This is a genomic window from Kribbella sp. NBC_00889 (assembly GCF_045207705.1).
GTDB lineage: Bacteria > Actinomycetota > Actinomycetes > Propionibacteriales > Kribbellaceae > Kribbella.
On the sequence record NZ_CP108783.1, the window covers coordinates 2,819,215 to 2,840,192 of the forward strand.

The 20,978-nt window shown below is 68.7% G+C and carries 22 protein-coding genes; 8 read left to right on the plus strand and 14 right to left on the minus strand.

Annotated features, from left to right (window positions below):
* Window positions 1-317: 317 nt before the first annotated feature.
* The 8 genes from OG817_RS13620 to OG817_RS13655 form a co-directional block, all read right to left on the minus strand.
* Window positions 318-551 carry a lysylphosphatidylglycerol synthase domain-containing protein gene (locus tag OG817_RS13620; protein WP_406057434.1) on the minus strand — a complete coding sequence of 78 codons (234 nt, stop codon included), beginning with the start codon at window positions 549-551 and terminating at the stop codon, window positions 318-320.
* Window positions 552-554: 3 nt separating this feature from the next.
* A complete protein-coding gene (locus OG817_RS13625; RefSeq protein WP_406054670.1) occupies window positions 555-815 on the minus strand; it encodes a hypothetical protein in 261 nt (86 codons plus the stop codon).
* 86 nt (window positions 816-901) lie between these two features.
* The gene (locus OG817_RS13630) at window positions 902-1,198 is read right to left on the minus strand and encodes a hypothetical protein (protein ID WP_406054672.1); all 297 of its coding nucleotides are present in this window, start codon (window positions 1,196-1,198) and stop codon (window positions 902-904) included.
* A gap of 77 nt (window positions 1,199-1,275) precedes the next feature.
* On the minus strand, window positions 1,276-2,052 hold the full coding sequence (locus OG817_RS13635) for a sigma 54 modulation/S30EA ribosomal C-terminal domain-containing protein (RefSeq protein ID WP_406054674.1): 777 nt from the start codon (window positions 2,050-2,052) through the stop codon (window positions 1,276-1,278).
* Complete coding sequence (gene fdhF / locus OG817_RS13640; RefSeq protein ID WP_406054676.1) at window positions 2,049-4,736, minus strand: formate dehydrogenase subunit alpha; 2,688 nt, start codon at window positions 4,734-4,736, stop codon at window positions 2,049-2,051. Before fdhF ends, OG817_RS13635 begins: the two co-directional genes overlap by 4 nt.
* On the minus strand, window positions 4,733-6,385 hold the full coding sequence (locus OG817_RS13645) for an NAD(P)H-dependent oxidoreductase subunit E (protein WP_406054678.1): 1,653 nt from the start codon (window positions 6,383-6,385) through the stop codon (window positions 4,733-4,735). Before OG817_RS13645 ends, fdhF begins: the two co-directional genes overlap by 4 nt.
* 111 nt (window positions 6,386-6,496) lie before the next feature.
* The gene (locus tag OG817_RS13650) at window positions 6,497-9,010 is read right to left on the minus strand and encodes a cation-translocating P-type ATPase (protein ID WP_406054680.1); all 2,514 of its coding nucleotides are present in this window, start codon (window positions 9,008-9,010) and stop codon (window positions 6,497-6,499) included.
* Window positions 9,011-9,046: 36 nt separating this feature from the next.
* Window positions 9,047-9,541 carry a GyrI-like domain-containing protein gene (locus OG817_RS13655; protein ID WP_406054682.1) on the minus strand — a complete coding sequence of 165 codons (495 nt, stop codon included), beginning with the start codon at window positions 9,539-9,541 and terminating at the stop codon, window positions 9,047-9,049.
* A 370-nt stretch (window positions 9,542-9,911) separates the two neighbouring features.
* On the opposite strand from OG817_RS13655, the gene OG817_RS13660 reads away from it, so the two are divergent.
* Window positions 9,912-10,187, plus strand: coding sequence for a DUF1876 domain-containing protein (locus OG817_RS13660; protein ID WP_406054684.1), 276 nt, complete (start codon window positions 9,912-9,914; stop codon window positions 10,185-10,187).
* Between the two features lie 42 nt (window positions 10,188-10,229).
* Here OG817_RS13660 and OG817_RS13665 read toward each other — a convergent pair whose 3' ends face one another.
* Window positions 10,230-10,982, minus strand: a complete 753-nt coding sequence (locus tag OG817_RS13665; protein ID WP_406054686.1) for an SDR family NAD(P)-dependent oxidoreductase — start codon at window positions 10,980-10,982, stop codon at window positions 10,230-10,232.
* Between the two features lie 330 nt (window positions 10,983-11,312).
* Here OG817_RS13665 and OG817_RS13670 point away from each other — a divergent pair, with 330 nt between their 5' ends.
* Window positions 11,313-12,314: an Acg family FMN-binding oxidoreductase gene (locus OG817_RS13670; protein WP_406054688.1), complete on the plus strand. Its 1,002-nt coding sequence runs from the start codon at window positions 11,313-11,315 to the stop codon at window positions 12,312-12,314.
* 157 nt (window positions 12,315-12,471) lie between these two features.
* Here the strand turns inward: OG817_RS13670 and OG817_RS13675 are convergent, their stop codons facing one another.
* Together OG817_RS13675 and OG817_RS13680 are read right to left on the minus strand one after the other, a co-directional pair.
* Entirely contained in the window at window positions 12,472-13,347 is an 876-nt protein-coding gene (locus tag OG817_RS13675; protein ID WP_406054690.1) for a universal stress protein, read from the minus strand.
* A 24-nt stretch (window positions 13,348-13,371) separates the two neighbouring features.
* A complete protein-coding gene (locus OG817_RS13680; RefSeq protein WP_406054692.1) occupies window positions 13,372-14,070 on the minus strand; it encodes a hypothetical protein in 699 nt (232 codons plus the stop codon).
* A gap of 312 nt (window positions 14,071-14,382) precedes the next feature.
* On the opposite strand from OG817_RS13680, the gene OG817_RS13685 reads away from it, so the two are divergent.
* Window positions 14,383-14,661: a DUF3048 C-terminal domain-containing protein gene (locus tag OG817_RS13685; RefSeq protein WP_406054694.1), complete on the plus strand. Its 279-nt coding sequence runs from the start codon at window positions 14,383-14,385 to the stop codon at window positions 14,659-14,661.
* Window positions 14,662-14,723: 62 nt separating this feature from the next.
* On the plus strand, window positions 14,724-15,803 hold the full coding sequence (locus OG817_RS13690) for a DUF2157 domain-containing protein (RefSeq protein ID WP_406054696.1): 1,080 nt from the start codon (window positions 14,724-14,726) through the stop codon (window positions 15,801-15,803).
* A gap of 338 nt (window positions 15,804-16,141) precedes the next feature.
* Here the strand turns inward: OG817_RS13690 and OG817_RS13695 are convergent, their stop codons facing one another.
* Window positions 16,142-17,572: a rhodanese-like domain-containing protein gene (locus OG817_RS13695; RefSeq protein ID WP_406054698.1), complete on the minus strand. Its 1,431-nt coding sequence runs from the start codon at window positions 17,570-17,572 to the stop codon at window positions 16,142-16,144.
* A 107-nt stretch (window positions 17,573-17,679) separates the two neighbouring features.
* Between OG817_RS13695 and trxA the strand changes: the two genes are divergently transcribed.
* From trxA to OG817_RS13710, 3 genes are read left to right on the plus strand one after another with little or no spacing between them, the layout of a single operon-like run.
* Window positions 17,680-18,042, plus strand: coding sequence for a thioredoxin (gene trxA / locus OG817_RS13700; protein WP_406054700.1), 363 nt, complete (start codon window positions 17,680-17,682; stop codon window positions 18,040-18,042).
* Window positions 18,042-18,443, plus strand: a complete 402-nt coding sequence (locus OG817_RS13705) for a DUF302 domain-containing protein (RefSeq protein WP_406054702.1) — start codon at window positions 18,042-18,044, stop codon at window positions 18,441-18,443. The genes trxA and OG817_RS13705 overlap by 1 nt, the downstream gene beginning before the upstream one ends.
* Window positions 18,443-18,706 carry a metal-sensitive transcriptional regulator gene (locus OG817_RS13710; protein WP_360456723.1) on the plus strand — a complete coding sequence of 88 codons (264 nt, stop codon included), beginning with the start codon at window positions 18,443-18,445 and terminating at the stop codon, window positions 18,704-18,706. The genes OG817_RS13705 and OG817_RS13710 overlap by 1 nt, the downstream gene beginning before the upstream one ends.
* A 102-nt stretch (window positions 18,707-18,808) precedes the next feature.
* Here the strand turns inward: OG817_RS13710 and OG817_RS13715 are convergent, their stop codons facing one another.
* The gene (locus OG817_RS13715; protein WP_406054704.1) at window positions 18,809-19,318 is read right to left on the minus strand and encodes a flavodoxin domain-containing protein; all 510 of its coding nucleotides are present in this window, start codon (window positions 19,316-19,318) and stop codon (window positions 18,809-18,811) included.
* Window positions 19,319-19,652: 334 nt separating this feature from the next.
* Between OG817_RS13715 and OG817_RS13720 the strand changes: the two genes are divergently transcribed.
* Entirely contained in the window at window positions 19,653-20,273 is a 621-nt protein-coding gene (locus OG817_RS13720) for an ATP-binding cassette domain-containing protein (protein WP_406054706.1), read from the plus strand.
* A gap of 425 nt (window positions 20,274-20,698) precedes the next feature.
* On the opposite strand, the gene OG817_RS13725 is transcribed toward OG817_RS13720, so the two are convergent.
* A complete protein-coding gene (locus OG817_RS13725) occupies window positions 20,699-20,899 on the minus strand; it encodes a hypothetical protein (protein WP_406054708.1) in 201 nt (66 codons plus the stop codon).
* Between the last annotated feature and the right edge of the window lie 79 nt (window positions 20,900-20,978).

Below are 20,978 nucleotides of genomic sequence, written 5' to 3' on the forward strand. Positions count from 1 at the left end.
CATTGCTGAGGAAGGTGATGCAGCCGCCCAGGTCCTTCCAGCAGCCGAGCGCGGCGACGTACAACTGGGGTTTGCCGGGTGAGCAAGATGAAGACCCGTGACCGTGGGCCCACCGGGCTTCGTCGTAGTCCGCCAAGTTCGATGCCGACGGCAACTGGAGTGCCATGTCGTGAGCCGCTTCCACCGGTCTGCGTCCCATCCCGCCTCCTCCGCTCCACTCTCACCGTGCGCCGCCGACGCGGTGCTCTGCAGGGGCGAAGGTCCCGAGACCTCGGGGCCGTCGTACTCCCGAGACCTGGTGTGGTTGAGTCCGGACTTCAGCATGGAGTCCGGGCAGGGATCCTGTCGCGCCAGCCTGGTGTTCGAAGGGACAGGTAGCAGAGACCGGCGACTGGGATCGGCGCCCAGAACTGGAACAGGCGCCAGGACACGACACCGAGTACGGCGACCCCGCCGGGGACCCCGAAGCCAATCAGGCCGGGGATGAGAACTCCTTCGATGATGCCGAGCCCGCCGGGAGTGAACGGTACGATGGCCAGCAGAGAAGCGATGCCTTAGGCGAGCAGGAGAGCTACCGGTTCCATCGCGTGTCCGTAGGCAGCCAGGAATGCCCACAGAGCCGCCGCGTCGAGCAGCCAGTTCGCTGTCGGCCAGAGCACGAAGGCCGCTCGCACGTCTCGGTCGGTGAGCAGCGCCTTCAGTTGGTACGCCACCGCCTGCGCCCGCGGCCGTAGTCTGCGCGGCAACCTGTGCAGGGCGAATCGGAAGGCGCGCTTGGCCGGCTCGGCCAGCCGAGACCGCTCCCGGATCGCCACCGCCGCAGAGAGCGCGGTCGCGGTGGCTCCACCGCCCGGGCGTCGAGCGCTTCCGCGCCGACGTCGCGGTAGGCGGAGTGGCCCGCTCAGCTGGCGGTGACGACCGGCGAACCATTGACGGTACTGTCGGTGACGCCCGGCGAGCCATGGACGGTGTTGTCGGTCGTGCCCGGTGCCGGTCGGGCGGCCGCGGCCGACTCGCCGGTCAGGAAGGCGTCCAGTTTGCCGATGGTGCTCATCAGCGGAGCTGGGAAGACGACGGTCGAGTTCTTGTCGACGCCGATCTCGACCAGCGTTTGGGGGTTGCGCAGCTGTCGGGGAGGTTCATGATACGGTCCTTTCGTGCCCGGGGCGGCAGACCGGTCCATTCCAGCGTTTCCCACCGGCACACCGTGGTGCAGAGCCGCCCGGCCCCACTCGTGCGACCGAAAGTCCTGCTACGTCAGGAGCCGAGCGCTGGTCAGGAGGCGACCAGCAGACCGAAGCGGCCGTCGTACCGGCGATAGAGGACACGGGCCCGGTCGTCACCCGGTTCGCGGTAGAAGAGAAAGCGATCGGCGGTGACCCCGAGGCGCTCCTTGGCCTGGGCGACGGTGAGTACCGGCGGCGCTCCGCTGAACTCGTGCCCGCTGGTCGCACCGGCGGTCGGACCGAGCACGCCGAAGCTGCCGTCGTGACGACGGTGAACGAGCGCATCCGCTCCCGTGTCCGCGTCGACGAACAGATAGAAGTCGTGGTCGAGCAGGTCCATCTCGTCGACGGCCTGTTCCGGGGTCATCGGTTCGAGGAGATAGGTCTTGCGTTTGACCACCGGTCGCGAGCCGTCGTCCGGCTCACCACGATGGCCGGCGGTGGGATACGGCGGCAATCCACCGTGCCTCCACTCGTGCGCCACGACGGCCCGGCTCCGGCGGCGTGTGGTCCGAGTCCGCTCACGTGCCTGGTCGAGTCGCTGCCGCAGGCGGTCCACGACCAGGTCGCCGGCCTCCGCCACCTCAGTGGCCTCGACATGCGCACGAACCGGCTTGCCGGCGACGACAGCGCTCACCTCGATCCGGACCGGCCGCTCATTGGCGGGGTTCGCGTCGAGCGTGATGACGACCTGCACCTGCCGGGCAGCGGCCGGCGGTCGGCGGACCAGATGCTCCACCTTCCGCAGCACGTAGGCGACCGGCCCCGGGGGAACGGCCCCGCGAAGTGTCAATCGGATGGGGATGTCGGCTCGGACGGTAGTCATGATGTGCCTCCTTGGGGAGTTGCCGGCAGGGGCCGTAGCCGGACGGCTGTGACCTTGTACTCCGGGCAACCGGTAACGTCGTCACCCAGCGGTGAGGTGAGTTCGTTGACGCCCGCCGCGGGGAAGTGGAAACCGGCGAACACCTGCCCGGGCGCGAGTTCGGTGGTGATGCGGGCCGGCAGCACGGCCTGACCGAAGCGGCTGGTGATCTCGACGGGATCGCCGTCGCGGAGTCCGAGCGCGGCGGCGTCCGACGGCTCGAGATCCAACGGTTCGTCGGCGCGCAGTCGCACGTTGGGTGTCCGGCGGGTCATCTCACCCGAGTTGTAATGTTCGGCCCGGCGGCCGGTGACGAGGATGTAGGGGAACGCAGCATCGGGCTCGGCTCCCGGGGGGAGATACGGCCTGACCGCGAGCTGGGCCCGCCCGTCCGCGGTCGCGAAGCCGTCGAGGTACAGCGTCGCCCGGCCGGGGTCGTCCCTCGCCTCACACGGCCAGTGCAGTGCGCCGTCGGCGTCGAGCCGCTGCTCCGAAACTCCACCGAACAGCGGTGCGAGTGCGGCACATTCGGCGAGGGCAGCGGCCGGCGTGGCGCAGCCGAGATTGATGCCGAGGCGGGCGGCTACCTGCTGGAAGACCTCGAGATCGGTACGTACGCCGTCCGGCGGGTCGACGACTCGGCGGACCCGCTGGAACCGCCGATCGAAGTTGACGAAGGTGCCGTCCTTCTCGAGCCAGGAAGCGACCGGGAACACCACGTCCGCGGCCTGTGCCGTCGTGGACAGGAACAGGTCGTTGCAGATCACCAGGGGGCAGGCATCCAGTGCCGCGCGTACGGCGGCGGTGTCGGGATCGGTGGACAGCACGTCCTCACCGACCACCCACAACGCGTCGAGCCGGCCCTGTCGTGCTGCGTCGAACATCCGTGGAATGCGCAACCCGGGCGTACCCGGCAACGAGGTGTGCCAACCTGCCTCGAACCGTCGCCGAACGGTGTCGTCGGCAACCTTCTGGTAGCCCGGCAACAGGTCGGGCAGAGCGCCCATGTCGCAGGCGCCCTGGACGTTGTTCTGCCCCCGCAAGGGGTTGACGCCGCCGCCCGTGGCGGTGCCGACGGCGCCGCGAAGGACGGCGAGATTCGCCAGCGTGCGCACGCCGTCGGTTCCGTGCAGATGCTCGGTGACACCGAGGCCGTAGAAGATCGCCGGCGCCGTCGCGCCGCCGTACAGGTGGGCGGCTGCCACCAGGTCGTCAACCGGTACTCCGCTGATGTCGCGAACCCGATCGGGTGGGTAATCGCTGACCAGATCCCGCAGTTCGCCGTAGCCGGTGGCCCGATCCTGCAGGAAGGCCTGGTCGATCAGGCCGTCCCGGATCAACAGGTTGGCCAGACCGTTGAAGACAGCGACATTCGTGCCCGGCCGGGGCCGCAGGTGGACGTCGGCGTGCCGGGCCAGCTCGGTCCGGCGAGGATCGATCACGACGAGCCGTGCGCCATCGATGACGCGCTGCAGGATGCGTGACCCGACCACCGGGTGGGCGTCGGTGGGGTTGGCGCCGGCCAGCAGGACAGCGTCGCACCGGTCCAGGTCGTCGAAGGTGTTGGTTCCGCCGCCGAGTCCGAACGTCGCCGCCAGGCCGGCCGCCGACGGTGCGTGGCACAGCCGGGCGCAGTTGTCGACGTTGTTGGTGCCGATCGCGACGCGGGCGAACTTCTGGATCAGGTAGTTCTCCTCGTTGGTGGCACGCGCCGACGAGATCACCGCGAAGGCGTCGGGACGACGCAGCGCGTGAAGGTGGTCGGCGACGAGGTCGAGGGCCTCGTTCCACGACACCGGGACGAGTTCGCCATCGCGTCGTACCAGTGGGGTGCGAAGCCGGTCCGGCGAGCTGACGAAGCCGTGTGCGAACCGCCCCTTGACACAGGCATGACCGCGATTGACGGAGCCGTCCGAGACTGGCCGGACGGTGACGATCTCGTGGTCGCGGGTCGCGATGTCGAGGGTGCAGCCGACGCCGCAGTACCCGCAGGTGGTCCGGGTCCACTGCTCGATCGGCCGCAGGTCGAGCAGGCCGGGCTCGGACAGGGCTCCGGTCGGACAGGTGTCGACGCAGGCGCCGCAACTGACACAGTCCGAATCGGACCAGAGTCCGCCGGTTCCCGGCGCAACGACGGTGTCGGGGCCACGTCCGGTCAGCGTCAGCGCGAACGTGCCCTGGATCTCCGAGCACGCGCGAACGCAGCGGCCGCAGGCGATGCACAGGTCGCGATCCAGCTTGACGTACGGGTGTGAATGATCGACACCGCGTGGGCTGTTGAGCAGCGGCAGCGTCTCGGACGTGATGCTCATCTGTTCGCAGAGGCGGACGAGCTCACTACGGTCGCCGGGCACGTCGAGGGCTCGTGCCGGCAACCCCGCCGTCACGCTGGCGAGTGCATCCCGACGCCAGGATTCGCCGGCCGCGAGCCCGATCCGGAGGTTTTCGCGGACCGGTGTGGTGCAGGCGGCGACCGGTCCGTTGCCGTCGGCATCGACCAGGCAGGTCCGGCAGGACCCGGCCGGTGTCAGCCGGTCGTCGTGACAGAGGGTCGGCACCGATCGCCCGGCGGCCCGGATCGCCTCCAGGAGGGTCGATCCGGGCGGGACCTCGACGGGAGTCCCGTCGACGAATACGTGGGTCATTTCCATCCCTCCAAGCCGTAGACCTCCACCACGCTGCGGATCGCGGCTGGGACCCGCCTGCCGAACGCGCAAAGGCTTCCGGACGCCAAGGTCCGCAGCACATCGGACCGCGCGCGCACGACGTCGGTGGTGGCGTCCAGTTCCGACAGCCGGAGACCACGGCTGGTGCCGACGCGGCACGGTGAACATTCACCACAGCTCTCGGCCGCGGCGAACCGCCAGACATGACGCAGTACGTCGGCGCCGGTGAGCCGATCGTCGAAGGCGACGATGCCGGCGTGACCGAGCGCCGCGCCCCGCGACGACAAGGCAGCCTCACTGAGTGGTAGATCGAGATCATCCGGGCTGAGGAATCCGCCCAACGGTCCGCCGACCTGGATCGACCGCAGGACAGCGCCGTCGCGGAGGCCGCCGCCGAGGTCCTCGACCAGGTGGCGCACCGGTGTGCCGCTCTCCACCTCGTAGGCAGCGGGCCGGGCGAAGCGTTCGGACAAACAGGCAACCACGGTGCCGCTCTCCTCGGTGGTGCCGAACCGGGCGTAGGCCGCGCCGCCGTGCCGGATGATCCACGGGACGGTGGCGAGAGTCTCGACGTTGTTCACCACGGTCGGCCTGCCGCCGAAGCCGTGTTCGACCGGGTACGGCGGACGCGGCCGGACCACCCCACGCAGACCCTCGATGGCGTTCAGCAGGGCGGTCTCCTCACCGGAGACATACGACCCGGCCCCGGATTCGACGCGTACGTCGAGTGAGCGGCCGCTGCCGTGCACATTCCGGCCGAAGTGGCCGTCGGCGTACGCCCTGCCGATCGCGGACTCGACCCGTTCATGCGCCCGCGGATACTCGGCCCGGATGAAGATCACGGCCTGCTCTGCTTCCACCGCGAACGACGCCAGCGCGAGGCCTTCGAGCACCCGGTCCGGATCCCACTCCATCAGCAGCCGGTCGACATACGAGCCCGGGTCGCCTTCGTCGCCGTTCGCGATCACCACTCGTGGTGGCGGATACCTCCTGGCCGCAGCCCACTTACGCGCAGCGGGGAACCCCGCACCGCCGCGGCCGCGCAACCGCGCGGCAGCGACCTCGGCCAGGACATCGACCGGGTCTGACGTGCAGACGACTTCGGGCCAGACCGACCAACTGCACTCCCCGGCGACGAGACCAGCTGTCACCACGGGCTGGGGGCAGGCCGCTTGGACGCTGATCGGTGGATCCTGACGTGGTCGAAAGCCGGTGAGTTGGCCGGTGAGGTCCTGGCCGGCGTGGGCCTTGTCGCCGTCCAGTGCGGCCGGGCCTGCATAGCAGTAGCCGAGACAGCGGACCTCCTGCAGCGAGACCTGACCGTCGTCTCGACAAGTATCCATGGCCACGCCAAGCGTGGCTTCGATGTCGGCGACGTGGGTTCCGGCGCTCGCGGCTGTGCACGCGGCCGCACCACAGATACGGATGTGACGCTTCCCGCGTGGTGCGGTGAAGTCGGCGTAGAACGTTGCCGGTCCGCTGCCCGCGGCGGCGGGTAGGCCGTGGTCCGTCGCGAGCTGCGGTGCCGGTGTCCCGTCCTCCGCCAGTAACCGATCCCGGACGGCACCGAGATCTCGGCCGAATCGGTCCGCGTAGCGCCGCAGCGCGTCGGTCTTCCATTCGCCCATCGCCGTACTCCTGTCAGCTAGTCACTAGGGTGATCGCGGTGAAGTACACCGCGATCGAGAGCAGGTCCTGGTCACGGTGGCCAGTGGGCCGGATCCGAACGCCGGTTTCGATCATGGCTGCCGCCTGGTCTTGCGGACGCGGCGGACTGCCACGACCAGGCCGGGGAGGATCGCGAAGCCGACGGCCACGGCGAGCTCGGATACAGACAGCGCCTGTAGGCTGAGCAGGTCGCGCAGTGGCGGTACGAACAGCGGTCCGACCTGGGCTACAAGTGCGCCCAGGACAGCTACGTCGAGGAACCGCAGCCGGCGCTCACCGTCCGGGCGGGGCCTGCGCAGTGCGATCGCGACACCCAGTTGGGCCACGCCGAGAACGATGTACGCCATCGTCTGCCAGGGTGCTCCGATCGAGCGAGCCCAGAGGGCGGCGGCGAGAGTCACCGCAGTGATCAGTGCACCGGTCCAGGCAACTCGTTGCCAAAGGCCCGCACCAAGGACCTGTTCGTCCGGTGAACGCGGACCACGCCGCATCGCCTGCGGATCCGCGGGCTCGGCGCCGATGGCGACGCCCGGCAGGCCGTGGGTCAGCATGTTGATCCAGAGGATCTGGGCGGGCAGCAGCGGTGCCGCCAGTCCGAGCAGCGGGCCGATCAGCATCACCAGGACTTCGGCCAGCCCGCCGCTGAGCGCGTAGCGCAGGAAGGTGCGCACGTTCGAGTAGATCCGGCGGCCTTCCTCGATCGCCGCGACCACTGTGCCCAGGTCGTCGTCGGTGAGGATCAAGTCCGCCGCCTGCCGGGCGACCTCGGTGCCGTCCTTGCCCATCGCGACGCCGATGTCGGCTCGCCGCAGTGCGGGAGCGTCGTTGACTCCGTCACCGGTCATGGCGACCACGTGCCCTTGCTGCTGCCAGGCCTGCACGATGTCGAGCTTCTGCTCCGGCCGGATCCGGGCGAATACGCGCCCGGACGCTGGATCGGCGCCACCGTCGATGTCGCTGCCGGTCACGACTGCGTCGGTGTGCAGGCCGACCCGCTCGGCGACTGCCTGCGCGGTGCCGGGGGCGTCACCGGTGATCAGCAGGAGATCGACTCCTGCCTGGCGGAAGGAGGTGATGACCTCCGGGGCGTTGTGCCTGACCGGGTCGGTGAGTGCCACCAAGCCGACGAGTCGCATGCCGTCCTCGGTACGGCTGGTGCCAGGTGGCAACATCCGGTCGGTGACCGCGAGCACCCGGTAGCCGTCCGCCGACAGTTCTGCAGCGACCGCCCGGGCTGTGTCGATGTCACCGTACGGCGTGACCGCCGGATCGAGCATGACCTCGGGTGCGCCCTTTCCGACAGCGAGTTCGCCGTCGACGCCGGGCATCCGGTGGAACGTAGTCATGCGCTTGCGGACGCTGTCGAACGGCATCTCTCCGATTCTCGGATAGGTCGCTCGGAGTGGCGCCGGATCGGTCGCGCCACGGTGGGCCAGCGTCAGCAGGGCTGCCTCGGTGGGATCGCCGAGCGGCAGCCAGTCTGGCTGGTCCGGTCCGGGCGGCCGAAGGTCGGCGTCGTTGCACAGCACGATGTCCCGGAGCAGCGTTGTCGGCGGTTCGGCGTCTCCGAGTGGGACCAGGCCGCCGACGGGGGAGTAGCCGTTGCCACTGGCAATGAACTCGCCGCCCTCGGTCCAGGTGCGCTCGGCCAGCATCACACCTTCGGTCAGGGTACCGGTCTTGTCCGCGGCGACCACGGTGACCGATCCGAGTGTTTCCACAGCAGGCAGCTGCCGTACGACGGCCGATCGCTTGGCCATCCGGTGAGCACCGATGGCCAGCGCGAGGGTGACGACCGCAGGCAGGGATTCGGGTACCGCGGCCACGGTCAGGCTGACCGCGGTGACGATCATGTCGGCTGCTGGAAGGCCTCGGAGCAGTCCGGCTGCTGCGACGACGCCGGACAGCCCGAGTGCGACGATGCTGAGGATGCGGCTGAGCGACCGGAGGCGGACCTGCAGCGGCGTCGGACGCGGACGTTGGCTGGAGATCAGCCCGGCGATCCGGCCGAGCGCGCTGTCCGGACCGGTCCGGGTGACGACGCCGGAACCCCGGCCGCGGGTCACCACTGTGCCGGAGAACACCTCATTGCCGGAGTCCTTCTCGACCGGAACCGACTCACCGGTCAGCGCGGATTCGTCGGTCTGTGGGCGGACGGCGCCGCTGAGCTCGAGATCCGCCGGCACGATGTCGCCGGCTTCCAGCAGGACCAGATCGCCCGGCACGACGTCAGCCGCGGCGATCACCGTCGTACGGCCGGAACGCAGAACTGTCGCCTGCGGCGCGGCGAGCCGGTTCAGAGCGGCCAGCGCCCGTTCTGCCCTCAGCTCCTGCACCACACCGACCGTGGTGTTGAGCACGATCACGATGAGGATGACCGCAAGGTCCGTGAGGTCGTGGAGCGCGGCCGTGAGGACGGCTGCGCCCAGCAGAAGCAGGATCATCGGGTCCCGCAACTGGGCCAGCACCCGGAAGACCGGAGAGGGAGGTTTGGGAGAGGCGATCGAGTTGGGTCCGTGTTCGGCGAGTTGCTGCGCGGCCCCGACATCGGTCAGGCCGTGCGGAGCGGTCAGCTGGACACTCATCCGAGATCTCCTGGTGGTTGTGGCGGGACCGGCGTGCTACGACCCACCGGCGTCGACTTCGGCCCGGACCAGGACGAACGGCTGAATGACTTCGGTGCGCCAGGACTGGGGGTCGCGACGGACCGGACCGTGGTAGACCTCCCACGGGTCGCCGGTGTGGACGCCGTGCTCGATCCTCAGCCAGTCGTTCAGCGCCTGGTACGCCGTACCCAGTTGTTCGTAGGGACCGATGTGCCAGACCGCGACGACAGGGCCACCCGGCAAGCTGGACGGTCGGACCCGGGCGTCACCGACGATCGGGGCCGGGACCGGTAACCCGGCCTCGACCTCGAAGCTGCCGTCCCGCCGGAGGTGGTAGCGGGCGAAGGGGAAGCCGCAGGACGCGACACCGTGGCGGTGCAGGTAGTGGGCGATCTGGGCGCAGGCGGTGCCGACCCAGTCGCCCAACTCGTCGTGGCGCAGTGTCGCCCGCACAACAGCAGTTGGTTGCTCGGGGACGGTGCGTGACTCGGGGTGGTGGATGGCGCGCATTGCTCCTCCCTGGTGACGGGGCATCGCGGGGTACGCACGCGGTGGTCTCATGATTCGACTCTGGCGACGTTGAGCTGTACGACACAGAGTCGAAGGTCCCGACGGCAGGCCCGTCGTGGCGTGGCCTGTCGTCTGTCAGGCTGGGACGTTCGGCCCTGTCTGCCGCCCTGGCGGCGCGACACCGTAGCGACTGCAGGGAAGCTGACCGACTCGCCGGGAACGGATCGAACAGCAGGTGGCCGGCAGAGTTCCGGGACACAAGATCACCGTCATCATGACGGGCACTCGATCCTGGCGAGCGGCGGCCTTTCGCACCGATCACCGAGGAGTCCACCATGAGCAACGCCGGGAGCAGGAACGGGGAGCGACCATGATCGCGAGTAAGCGTTGGAGCGTCGAGATCTTCATCGACGAGAACGACACCGAGATGACGACCCATGCGGAAGCCCGGCTGCACACGAACGACCAGACGCAGCTGATCGGCCGCGGCACGGCTCGCCGGAACCCGAAGGACACCGACATCGCCGAGATCGGCGGCGAGCTGGCGGTCGCGCGGGCGCTGTCCGACCTGGCGCACGAACTACTCCACGCCGCCGCCTCCGACATCGAGCAGATCACCAGCGAACACCTTCGCCTGCAGAGTTGACGCAGTCAGCGGTCACCAGGCCCGCACACCGACCTGTTCACGTCAGCGGGCCAGGTAGCCGCCGTCGATGTAGAGCTCGAGGCCCGTGACGAACGAGGCGTCCTCGCTGGCCAGGTAGGCGACACCGGCGGCGATCTCGTCCGGCCGGCCGAGCCGGCCCATCGGCGTGAGCTGCGTCATCACGTCCCAGAACGGCGTGTCCCGGGCGCTGTCGAGGATCGGGGTGTCGATGAAGCCGGGATGGATCGAGTTCACCCGGATGCCTTCGGCTGCCCAGTGCAGAGCGGCGTTCTTGGTCAGGGTGCGGACCGCGCCCTTGGCCGCGTGGTAGGCGGGCGACGTACCGAATCCGCCACTAGTGCCGAAGATCGAGCTGATGTTGACCACCGACGCGTGCCGGGACGCCTTCAGGTACGGCGCGGCCGTGCGCATTCCGAGGAAGACACCGGTCTGGTCGACGTCGATGGTGTGCTGCCAGTCCTTCAGGCTGGTCTCCTCGATCGTGGCGAGGTCCCCCATGCCGGCGTTGTTGACGAGGATGTCGATGCCGCCGAACTCCTCGGCGGCCTTGGCGCAGGCGGTTTCCCAGTCCGCTTCGCTGGCGACGTCGTGCCGGACGAAGACCGCACGTGCCCCGGAGTCCCGGAGGGCTTCTGCCAGCGCATCACCGGCCTCGACCGCGATGTCCGTCACCAGTACGGCGGCACCCTCTGCGGCGAGCCGCCATGCGGTTGCCTTCCCGATCCCGCTCGCCGCGCCTGTTACCAGCGCAACCCGGTCGTCAAGCCTGCCCATTGTCGTCCTCCTCCGTCGTTGAGCTACACGTCCAACTGTCTGATCGCGTTCCTGTCGGCCCCAGGGCCGGAGGTCTCGGTGCTGGTCGCCGATAGGCCCTACTGTCGGCTGACTTCACTGGGCCGGTACTCGGACGGCGCTTGGCACCGGCCAGCTCGGGAGCCGCACGCCCAGCAGGTCCCGCAGCTCGCCGCGGAGATCGCGGTATGCCTGAATGCTCGGGTCTGTGGCGCCGCTCGACCCACGTGCGGCTGAAGGTCCTGGTGCATCGGGCACGACGCCTCTGCTCACCGGGCCGATGACGGGAGACGGTCGAAGTGAGGTGGTCTCGTGGTGAAGGCGGTGAGTCCGATGATCGAACTCTCGGCAAGAGATCGGGACGCGATGCTGCGGGCGGCGGTGATTGCACCGTCCATGCACAACACACAGCCCTGGCGGTTCCGATTCCACGGCTGGGTGGTCGAGGTGTACCGGGACAAGGAACGCGAGCTCCCGGCGGAGGACCCGGATCGGCGGATGCTCTTCCTGTCGTTGGGCGCGGCGATCTTCAACCTGCGTGTCGAAGCGGCAGCCCGTGGGTACGGTTCTCGGGTCCGTCAGCTGACGGACCCGCAGCGGCCGGATCTGGTGGCCGTGGTCGAGCTGGGCGGACCGCATTCCGGCCAGCTCCAACTGCTGGCTCCGTGCCTGATCCACCGCCGGACGAACCGGCAGCCGTTCACCGGTCAGCGACTGCCTGGCCAGGTTCGGGCGGAACTCGTGGAGAGTGCTCGGAGCGAGGGCGCCGAGCTGCAGTGGCTCGACCGCCCGCTCCGGCGGTGGTGGTTGCACATGGCAACGAACGAAGCGGCGGCGACTGATGACGCGGATGCGCAGCGGACCGCGGAACGGCGGCGGTGGGTCGGCGGTGACAGGGACGCCGACGGGATCCCGTCCACTGCGCTCGGACCCAGGTCCGCGGGAGGCGAGGCGGTGGTGCGCGAGTTTGCCGCCACCCTGGCCGACGCGACGCGGCCGATGGCCCTCTTTGAATCTGAGCCGCAACTCGCGGTGCTGTCGACCCGGTACGACGGTCCGGCGGAATGGCTGCGCGCCGGCCAGGCCCTGGAGCGTGTTCTCCTCGAGGCGACGGCTCACGGTGTGTCGACCTCGCTGCTGAACCAGGTGATCGAGCACGAGGACCTCCGCCGCGAGCTCGACGACCCCCTCGACCCTGAGCTCCGTCCGCAGTCCGTCATCCGGTTCGGCTACGGTCCACCGGTTCCGCCGACGCCACGCCGCCCGCTCGCCGACGTCACGATGCCCGACGACGCGGCCGCCGGACAGGAGTGACGGGTGAGCCGACCCCGAGTGGGGCGTGGGCCAAGACGGCTCCGGCGTGCTCTACCTCGTCGAAGTGCGGGAACCGGCGTTGCCCCGTTGCCCATCACCCGACCGGCCCGTCGACCGGGTAACACAGCACTGAGATCGGTGCGGCGGGGCTCTGTCGTCAGCGGACGACGGCGATCGGGGACTGGGTGTGGTGCAGGACGCTCTGGCTGACCGAACCGAGAAGCAGTCCGGTGAATCCGCCTCGCCCGCGTGAGCCCACCACGACCAGGTCCGCTGACTCGGAGCGACGGACGAGGGCCCGGGCGGCGGAGCCGCTCGCCAGTTCGGTCGTCCACGGTACGTCCGGGTGGTCGGCGGCAGCGCCGGCCACGGACTCAGCAACCAGCAGCCGACTCTCGGCTTCGACTTTCTCCGCGTCGAACTGGAGCATCGACGCGCCGTTCGCGAAGGTGAGGAACGGACTCGTCCAGGTGTGGATGGCGACGACTCGGGCGTTCAGTGCCTCGGCCTGGTCGAAGGCGAACTCGATCGCCCGGGCCGAAGCCTTCGAGCCGTCCACACCGATCACCACCGTCGGGCCTTCGTGAGCATGTGGGCGCAGATCAGGCGGGATGACGATCACCGGGCACTGTGCGTGCGTGGTCACCTGGACCGCGACCGATCCGACCAGCAGGCCGGTCCAGCCTCCGAGGCCGCGTGAACCGAGCACGACGAGGCGGGCGTGCTCGGCTTCGGCCAGCAGGGCTCCCGCGGCTGAGCCGCCGGCGAGAACCGTTTCAACGGTCAGGTCGGGCTGGTGCAGGCGGATGCCCTCGGCGAGCGCGCTGAGTCCCTTCTCGCGGGCTGTCTGCAGCCCCTGGAGCGGTACGACTTGGCCCGGCGACGGACGTGAGTAGACAACGAGTTCGAAGGCCTCGACGATGCGCAACGGTGCCATCGCCCGCACGGCTGCGGCTGTTGCCCAGCGCAACGCGTCGTGACTCGCGGGCGAACCGTCGTACCCGACGATGATGGGGGCGGGCTGTGTCGACATGGTGGGTCTCCTTGTGTCTGAGTCTCAGAGTCGGTCGGCCGGGGCACGGCCGAATCGGATCAATGTCTGGGCGAAACCTGAGGTTCCGGTCAATTCTTGAGCGCAGCGACGCAGCTCAGCTCGGCGGATCGGCTGGGGCAGGTGCGACGCCGCGACGTCGTACCGGATGGCGGTGAGCAGGATGCGCTCCAGGGCGATGCCTGCCGCGACTTGGTCCGAGCGCTCATCGCGATCGGTGGACAGGACAGCAAGCGGTGCGAAGGAGACCGGAAGCCAGCCCAGCCTGGTGTTCTCGAGCTCTGCTGCCCGGGCGAGTGCGAGCCGGACGGCCTTGTCCGGTCCTGCGGGTGGCCGGGTCAGGTGCCGTGAGCGGATCGCGCGGTATAGCTTTCGCAGCTCCTGATCGGGGAGGCCGGTCGGTTCGATCACGATCCGCGCGAGCAGATCCGGGTCGTGCCGGTAAGGGCACAGGCTGAACCAGCTGTCGAAGCTCAGTGACGCGGCCGCACAGCGCAGGTCGAAGACCGCGACGCCGGCTGCGATCCGCAGAGCCCGCGCGGCCGGATCGGCGGTCGGCAGGGGGTGTGATCCGTCCAGGTAGACGTCGAGCAGGTGGCCGTTCACCTCGAGTCTCCAGGAGCGCCCGGACTCGCCGCGGTCGGGATCGGTGGCGGCGTCGAGCAGCACGCCGAGCGCTTCGGTCGTCAGCTGCTCGTCGAGCATCAGGGCCTCCTCGCCGGGAGAACTTCGCGTGTTCCCAGCCTGTGGCCGTCGCGAAGCGGCTACCAGCGGCAAGGGTCCCGGGTCGCTGGGGCCTTTCGGCTCATCGCGGCCGTTGACGGACCGCAGCGCGCTCCGCCGGCGCCGTATTTCAGCTACTCCGCGGACGTCGGTCGGTCCACCGCCCAGGGGCAGCGGTCGGATCGCTGGATCGGTGACCGTGGGGTACGGCGCCTCAGCGACTGCCGCCTGGCGCTACGACGCAGGCTCCGGCCGGTGGCTGCGTGCCGAGAAGTGGTCGGCGCATCGCCTCACGTGTCCGCTCAGAACGTTCTCGTGCTGACGGCCGACCGCGACACCAGCTTCCGGCAGGCGGAGCCGTCGATGACGATTCTCGATCTCGTCGACTCGGCCGGACCGGTGCAGCTGTTCACCGGAGGCACGGTCGTCGACGGATGCTGGAACAAGCGCGGGGTCAACGAACCATTCAGTTTCACCACTCCGGACGGCAAGCTGTTGCTGGCACCTGGAAACACCTGGGTCGAGTGCTTGCTGACCGGCATGTCCGTCCAGATCGCGCCGAGCAGCCCGTAGGGCTGGCAGGTAGGTGACATTCGGCCCTGGGCAGCCGGACAAGGCCGATCAATCGTGGTGCTATGAGGCACTCCTCGGTGCAACCTCCGGCTGACCTGCCGGCTCTGCTCGAGCACTGGATCGCGGCAGGTGTGATCACGCCCGAACAAGCCGCGCGGATGCGGGCGGATGTCGGCCCGTCGATGCCGCCTGCGTCACCGGAGACCGAACACCGACAGGCTTCGCTCGCGATCGAAGCGCTCGGCTACCTCGGCAGTGTACTGATCGTCGTCGCTTCATTGCTGCTGGCTTCGGAGTACTGGGACGATCTGTCGACCGTCGGCCAGTTGATCATCATCGGCGGGGCCGCCGGCACGCTCTTGCTGGCCGGGTTCGTCGTACCCGAGCGACTCGGCCGGGCCGGAACCCGGATGCACGCCGTACTGTGGCTTGGGGCAACGGTCGCCACAGCCGGCCTCCTCGGCCTGTTCGGTGATGAGGTGCTCGGTTGGTACGACGAAGACCTCGCACTGTTGGTCTTCGTCGGCGTGACGGCGCTCGCCGCGGCGCTGTGGTGGCGGTTGCCGACAGCACTGCAGCAGGCGGCGGTGGTCGCGGGACTGGCAGGTGCGGCGGGCGCCGCGGCGGCGGAGTTCCACGCGCGCGCGGACCAACTGCCAGGATTGGCCATCTGGGGTGTCGGGGCGATCTGGTTCGTGCTGGGTTGGGGTGGAATCGTGCTGCCGCGTTGGACCGCGTTGTTGCTCGGTGGGTTCGGGTTGATGATCGGCTCCGGCATGACAATGCCGGCCGACGGCGGGATCGTAGTGGCGCTGACCACCGTGACCGCGCTGGTCGTGCTGGCAGTCCTGGCGCGCGACTTGCTCGTGCTCGCGCTCGGTGCCTGGGGTGCTCTGCAGTTCCTGCCGATCGCGATCAACGAGTGGTTCCCCGGCGAGGTCGCCGCCGCGATCGCGCTGCTGGTCGCCGGCGGCCTGCTGGTCTCGGTGGCGATCTGGATCGCCCGACGGCGGGGCGTGACCCCGCAGACCGGGGTCGTGCGCCGCGACTACGGCGTCATTCCCGCCGAGATCGCCCGTGTCGCGAGCGTTGCAGTCGCCGTCGCAGTGACCACCGCCATCATCGTCCTGGGCATCACCTGAGATACCAGGAGCGCGGAATCTCGAGCCAGGTCAGCGGCGGCCGAGGATGCGGGACAGGAGACCTTGGCGGTTGTCTTCGGGATGGCCGGGGCAGCGGGCAGATGGCGGTACGGCGGCCAGAACCTGATCGACGTGCATACCGCAGCCGGACCAGGTGATCTTGGAACAGGTTTTGCAGGTGACTGCTCTGCACATGACGTGGACTCCTTGGTGTGGTGGATCAGACGATGGGTGAGATAACGCGTGCGGTGGTGTGGTCGGCCACGCTAAAGGGTGCCGACAGGGTGGTTGCTGACTCGCGGCGATCAGCATCCCCGGCGGCCACGGTGAGAGCACCGTCATGGTTGCCCACTGACGAGTGGCAGGCCGGTCTCGGACGCGTTGTCGAAGGCGTCGTCGACAGCGACGAGCCGGCGTCCCCCCGCGCTGAGGATCGAGGCGGCGATGGAGGCGCGATAGCCGTGGGCGCAGTGGATCCACAGTTCGCCGGCCGGTACGTCGTCAAGTCGCGCGAAGAGTTCGTGCAGTGGAAGGTTGACCGCGCCTTCGATGCGGCCCGCGACACACTCCTCGGTACGGCGTACATCGAGTACGACGACCGGCCGGTGCCGAAGCACGTGGTCGAGCTCCGCGAAAGTGGCGAGCGGGAACGACGCCCTCTCACCGTCGGTCCACAGCGCCGGACCTCCGGTGGAGTACGCGGCCGGGCGGTCGATGCCGATCCGGACCAGCTCTCGTTGTGCCCGCGCGACGTCATCGGCGGTCTCGCCCAGCAAGGTGACCGGTGTGCCCCACTCGATCAGCCAGCCGAGATAGGTGGCGAAGGCTCCGTCGAGACCGAAGTTCAGCGAGCCGGGAGTGTGCCCGGCGGCGAAGGCGGTCCGCGTTCGCAAGTCGACGATCCACTCGCCGTCCTCGATCCGCCGCCGGAGCTCGACGGGGTCGGCCTTGGCGGGCAGGGACAGGTCGGGTGCCTCCGGGCCGGCCGAGTTCCGCGGCGCCATGTGAGCGTAGTACGCCGGATAGGCGCCGAGTCCGCCGAGGAGTTCCTGCACGTAGGTCTCCTCGTCCCTGGTGAGCGCCGGATTGGACGTCTTCTCGACGCCGATCGTGGAGGCGTTCGCAGCGGATTGTGTCGACGAGCAGAAGGAGCCGAAGCCGTGGGTGGGGTAGAGCTCCGCTTCGTCGGGCAGGAGCGCCGCGAGTCGTTGCGCAGAGGCGTGCTGATGCCGGACGAGGTCCGCGGTGTGATCGTCGCCGAGCAGGTCAGGTCGACCGGTCGATCCGTACAGCAGCGAACCGCCCGAGAACACGGCGATCTGCTGGTTGGTGGTGGCGTCGGAGAGCACATACGAGAGATGAGTGAAGGTGTGACCTGGTGTGGCCAGAGCGGTGACGCGCATTCGTCCGATCCGGACGGTTTCACCGTCGCGGATCGGGGTGCGGTCGAACGAGACATCGTCCTCGGCGTTGACGACGTACCGGGCGCCCGTGTGCCGAGCCAGGGCGAAGCCGCCGGTCACGTAGTCGTTGTGGATGTGGGTCTCGAACACGTGGGTGAGCTGTACGGCGGCGTCGGACAGGACGGTCAGGATGCGGTCGACGTCCCGCTGCGGGTCGATGACGAACGCGACCTCGCCGTCGTGAGCGACGTAGCTGCGATCGCCCAGGGACGGCGTGTCGATCGCAATGACAGTGAGCCCGTGCACGGTCCGTGCCTGACCGGTGGGCACGCCCGTCGCCGTGGCGGACAGGGCTTGCTGTGTCACGATGCCTGACCTCCGGAATACCGAGGGGGGTATTGTCGTTCTCCACTGTAGACACCCCCGGCGGTATCCTCAAGTCGAGGACACTCCACGTCCGAAGGAGCAGCATCGTGGCCACCATGGACCTGACCGCAGCCGAGTTCGACAAGACCATCACCGGGAACGACATCGTCCTGGTCGACTTCTGGGCGGCGTGGTGCGGTCCGTGCCGCATGTTCGCGCCCGTCTACGACAGAGCATCTCAGAACCACTCCGACATCGTCTTCGCGAAGGTCGACACCGAGGCCGAGCAGGCGCTCGCAGCGGCCGCCCGGATCACTTCGATCCCGACACTGATGGCCTTCAAACAGGGCAATCTGGTCTTCTCGCAGCCAGGTGCGTTGCCTGCGGCGGCGTTGGAGCAGTTGATCACCGCGGTGCGTGAGCTCGATCTCGAGAAGGCTCGCGCCGAGGCAGAACAGCGGAGCGCCTGATGACTGCCTTCACCCTCTCGTCGACGGTGCGCCGGCCGTACGATCGCACTCTCGCGGCTGTTCGTGATGCGCTGGCCGGCCAAGGATTCGGCATCCTGACCGAGATCGATCTCAAAGCGACGTTGAAGAGCAAGCTCGACGTCGACGTACAGCCTGAGATCATCCTTGGTGCCTGCAGGCCGGCCCTGGCCTACCGGGCGCTGCGGGCCGAGCCGTCCATCGCGGCTGTGCTGCCGTGCAACGTCGTTGTCCGCTCGGTCGATGCGGAGACCACGGTGGTCGAAGCGTTCGATCCCTCCGCGATGATCGCCCTCGCAGGTACGACGACCCTGAATGACGTCGCGGCCGAGGCGAGGACACGTCTCGCCGCCGCCCTTGCCGTTGTGGAACAGGAGAACTGATGCAGTTGGAACCCGCTGAGATGACCCCGGTCATCAACCGCATCAAGCGCGCGCAGGGCCAACTCGCCGGCGTCCTGCGGATGCTGGAGGAAGGACGTGAGTGCGACGAGGTCGTCACCCAGCTCGCCGCCGTCTCGAAGGCTCTCGACCGCGCAGGCTTCGCGATCATCGCCACCGGCCTGCAGCAATGCCTGGCCGACGAGTCAGCCGCAGGCCAAGCCGACCTCAAAAAGATGGAAAAACTCTTCCTCGCCCTCGCCTGACCGCCACCCGTCGCTGTCCGCGCCCGCGCGAGGTAGTCGACGGCGGCGATCAGACCAGCAGGCCATCGGGATCCGGGATCGACCGGTACCCGCCGCGGACGGTCAAGGTTGTACTCGCGCCGTCTGCAGGGCGGTGGCGACTTCGCGGGACCAGGCGCGGATCTTCGGCCAGTCCCTGGAGTCGCCGATCAGGTGGTCGAGTTCGGCCCGGCGAGACAGGCGTTCGGTGATCGCATCGGCCTGGAGTTCGCCGGCGAAGGTCTTGACCGGTGCTGCCTCGATGAGGCGTGCCAGCCGTGCGACGTCGGGTGGGGTGGGCTGATCCTGGCTCTTGCTGCGGCCGATCGGACCGCTGTGGAAGAGCCAGACCCGGCGGTTACGGAGCTGCCGCTCATGGTCGCGGAGGAAGCGGACGGCCTCGGGGCGCCAACGGCCTTGGTAGATCGCACTACCGACGATGACGGCGTCGTACTCGCTGACGGCCAGGACGGCGCCGATCTCGTGGACATCGACCTGGTGGCCGGCGGCGCGAAGCTCCGAGCCGATGACAGCTGCCATGGTCCCGGTCGAACCCATCTTGGTGGCGTAGGCAACCAATACCTTGTTGGACATCATCCATCTCCTTCCTTCAGCACGCGGACAGGCCGGCGCCGAAGTACCCATGATTTGATCGTGCATCGGCCGATGCTCGCCCTGCAGAGACCTCGGACCCGGATCGCCAGGGTCGGATGGTCCGTCAGCGGCCGGTGGGTCCAGCGAACCTGTCGTATCGGTAGCGTCATAAGCGCCCGACCGCGAAGATCGTGGCGCAGCTGTAGGGACAGAACACCCAGAGGAAGTCGCTCAGAGGCCTACCCCTGGGAATGAGGGCATCGGCCGCGTCGGGGTGATCGCCTGTACGGCGCAGCCAACTCGGACGCGCCGTCCGCGAGGGTCGGGCGCGCACTTGCCGTCCCAAATTCAGCAGGTTTACGCCAGCCGGCGCGGCTCGGCCGCGATCGTCGGCGATCTGGCCGTTGGCGGGTCGGCTCGGGTGCTGGCGATGGACCCGATCGACGACGCAGCGGACCTCAAACGGCGTATGGGCTTCCTGATCAAGGACCTGGAGACGATGGGTTCGCTGACCTCCCGGGACGTTCTCGACATCTGCGCCGCCGTTCGCGAGTGCACGTCGTACGCGCATGAACTCGCTGAGCGACTGGGACTGGACCTGGACCTCCCGATGGCTGTGCTGTCTCGCGGCCAGCTGCGGCGCCTGGGATTCGTCCAGGCCGTGATGCACAAGCCGGAGCTGGTCGTGCTGGATGACCCGATGACCGAACTCGACGAACCTGCCGCGGCTCCGCTGTTCGCATCGACCGACACGGGCACCGAGTCGTCCGCGAGCCCGAGGCAGCGCCGGGCGCCTGGCCCGACGCCCAGTGCCGGCACGCACGCCCAGACGCCAGTCGCCCCCGAACCGGCCCCTCCCTTCAGGAAGGTCCGGCGCCACCGTCAGCGCTGTCGTCTCAGCCCGCCCAACCGCACCCGGGGCGCGGTCCGCGAGGGCCGTCCGCCGCCGGACTGACTCAGCTGACTGGGCGACGACTGAAGACAGGAGCAACGAAGGTGACCAAGACAGGTAGGCAGGCAGAGCAGAAGGTTGCGATCGGCAATGGAGATCGTCGGCGACCGAGCAGGGACGTGATCTGGCGACAGATTGCCAAGGCGTCGTTCGCTGTGCACCGTGACCTGGCCGGTCGCCGGGATGAGCCATCAGACCGCCACGCCGTACCGGCTCGTGTAGACGACACCACTCGATCGAGGGCGGCCGGTCTGCGCATGCTCGGCAACGAAGTACCGATGCCATAGGTGAGGAAGTCGCGCCAGACAGCTGGAAGGCGTTGCATACGTGATGTAGCGATGTCCGGACGGGTGAGATCGTGGAGATCTTCCCCGAGGGGCACCGCCCGAGCCCGAGTGCCGGTGAACTGAGCGCAGATGCCCTCCGCGTCAGTGGGCAGGGCGCTGATCGGTCCGCTGCTCCGCATCGGCTCCGTCGACCGCGTTGGCTCGGCGGTGACGCTCCTTGTAGAGCTCGACCCCGAGGTAGCGCAGCATGGCCTGCTCGAATCGGGACGACCCGATAGTGGCTCGGCCGGCCACATTGCGCTGCGCGTCGCGCTGCGTGCGTTGTTTGTCGATGTCTTTCATGGTCGGCTCCCTTCTTGCACCTCCAGCACACGCCCGCCTGTGGTCGCGCGGAAGGGCAGAAGTGCCCGGCGAGGTGGTC

Coding starts and splice junctions, on each gene's coding strand:
- OG817_RS13680 (WP_406054692.1), bottom strand. CDS start 14,070: ATGCTCGACGAGCAGCTGACGACCGAAGCGCTCGGCGTGCTGCTCGAC.
- OG817_RS13675 (WP_406054690.1), bottom strand. CDS start 13,347: ATGTCGACACAGCCCGCCCCCATCATCGTCGGGTACGACGGTTCGCCC.
- OG817_RS13645 (WP_406054678.1), bottom strand. CDS start 6,385: ATGGGCGAATGGAAGACCGACGCGCTGCGGCGCTACGCGGACCGATTC.
- OG817_RS13635 (WP_406054674.1), bottom strand. CDS start 2,052: ATGACTACCGTCCGAGCCGACATCCCCATCCGATTGACACTTCGCGGG.
- OG817_RS13660 (WP_406054684.1), top strand. CDS start 9,912: ATGATCGCGAGTAAGCGTTGGAGCGTCGAGATCTTCATCGACGAGAAC.
- OG817_RS13725 (WP_406054708.1), bottom strand. CDS start 20,899: ATGAAAGACATCGACAAACAACGCACGCAGCGCGACGCGCAGCGCAAT.
- OG817_RS13650 (WP_406054680.1), bottom strand. CDS start 9,010: ATGAGTGTCCAGCTGACCGCTCCGCACGGCCTGACCGATGTCGGGGCC.
- OG817_RS13690 (WP_406054696.1), top strand. CDS start 14,724: ATGAGGCACTCCTCGGTGCAACCTCCGGCTGACCTGCCGGCTCTGCTC.
- OG817_RS13705 (WP_406054702.1), top strand. CDS start 18,042: ATGACTGCCTTCACCCTCTCGTCGACGGTGCGCCGGCCGTACGATCGC.
- OG817_RS13665 (WP_406054686.1), bottom strand. CDS start 10,982: ATGGGCAGGCTTGACGACCGGGTTGCGCTGGTAACAGGCGCGGCGAGC.
- fdhF (WP_406054676.1), bottom strand. CDS start 4,736: ATGACCCACGTATTCGTCGACGGGACTCCCGTCGAGGTCCCGCCCGGA.
- OG817_RS13715 (WP_406054704.1), bottom strand. CDS start 19,318: ATGTCCAACAAGGTATTGGTTGCCTACGCCACCAAGATGGGTTCGACC.
- OG817_RS13710 (WP_360456723.1), top strand. CDS start 18,443: ATGCAGTTGGAACCCGCTGAGATGACCCCGGTCATCAACCGCATCAAG.
- OG817_RS13655 (WP_406054682.1), bottom strand. CDS start 9,541: ATGCGCGCCATCCACCACCCCGAGTCACGCACCGTCCCCGAGCAACCA.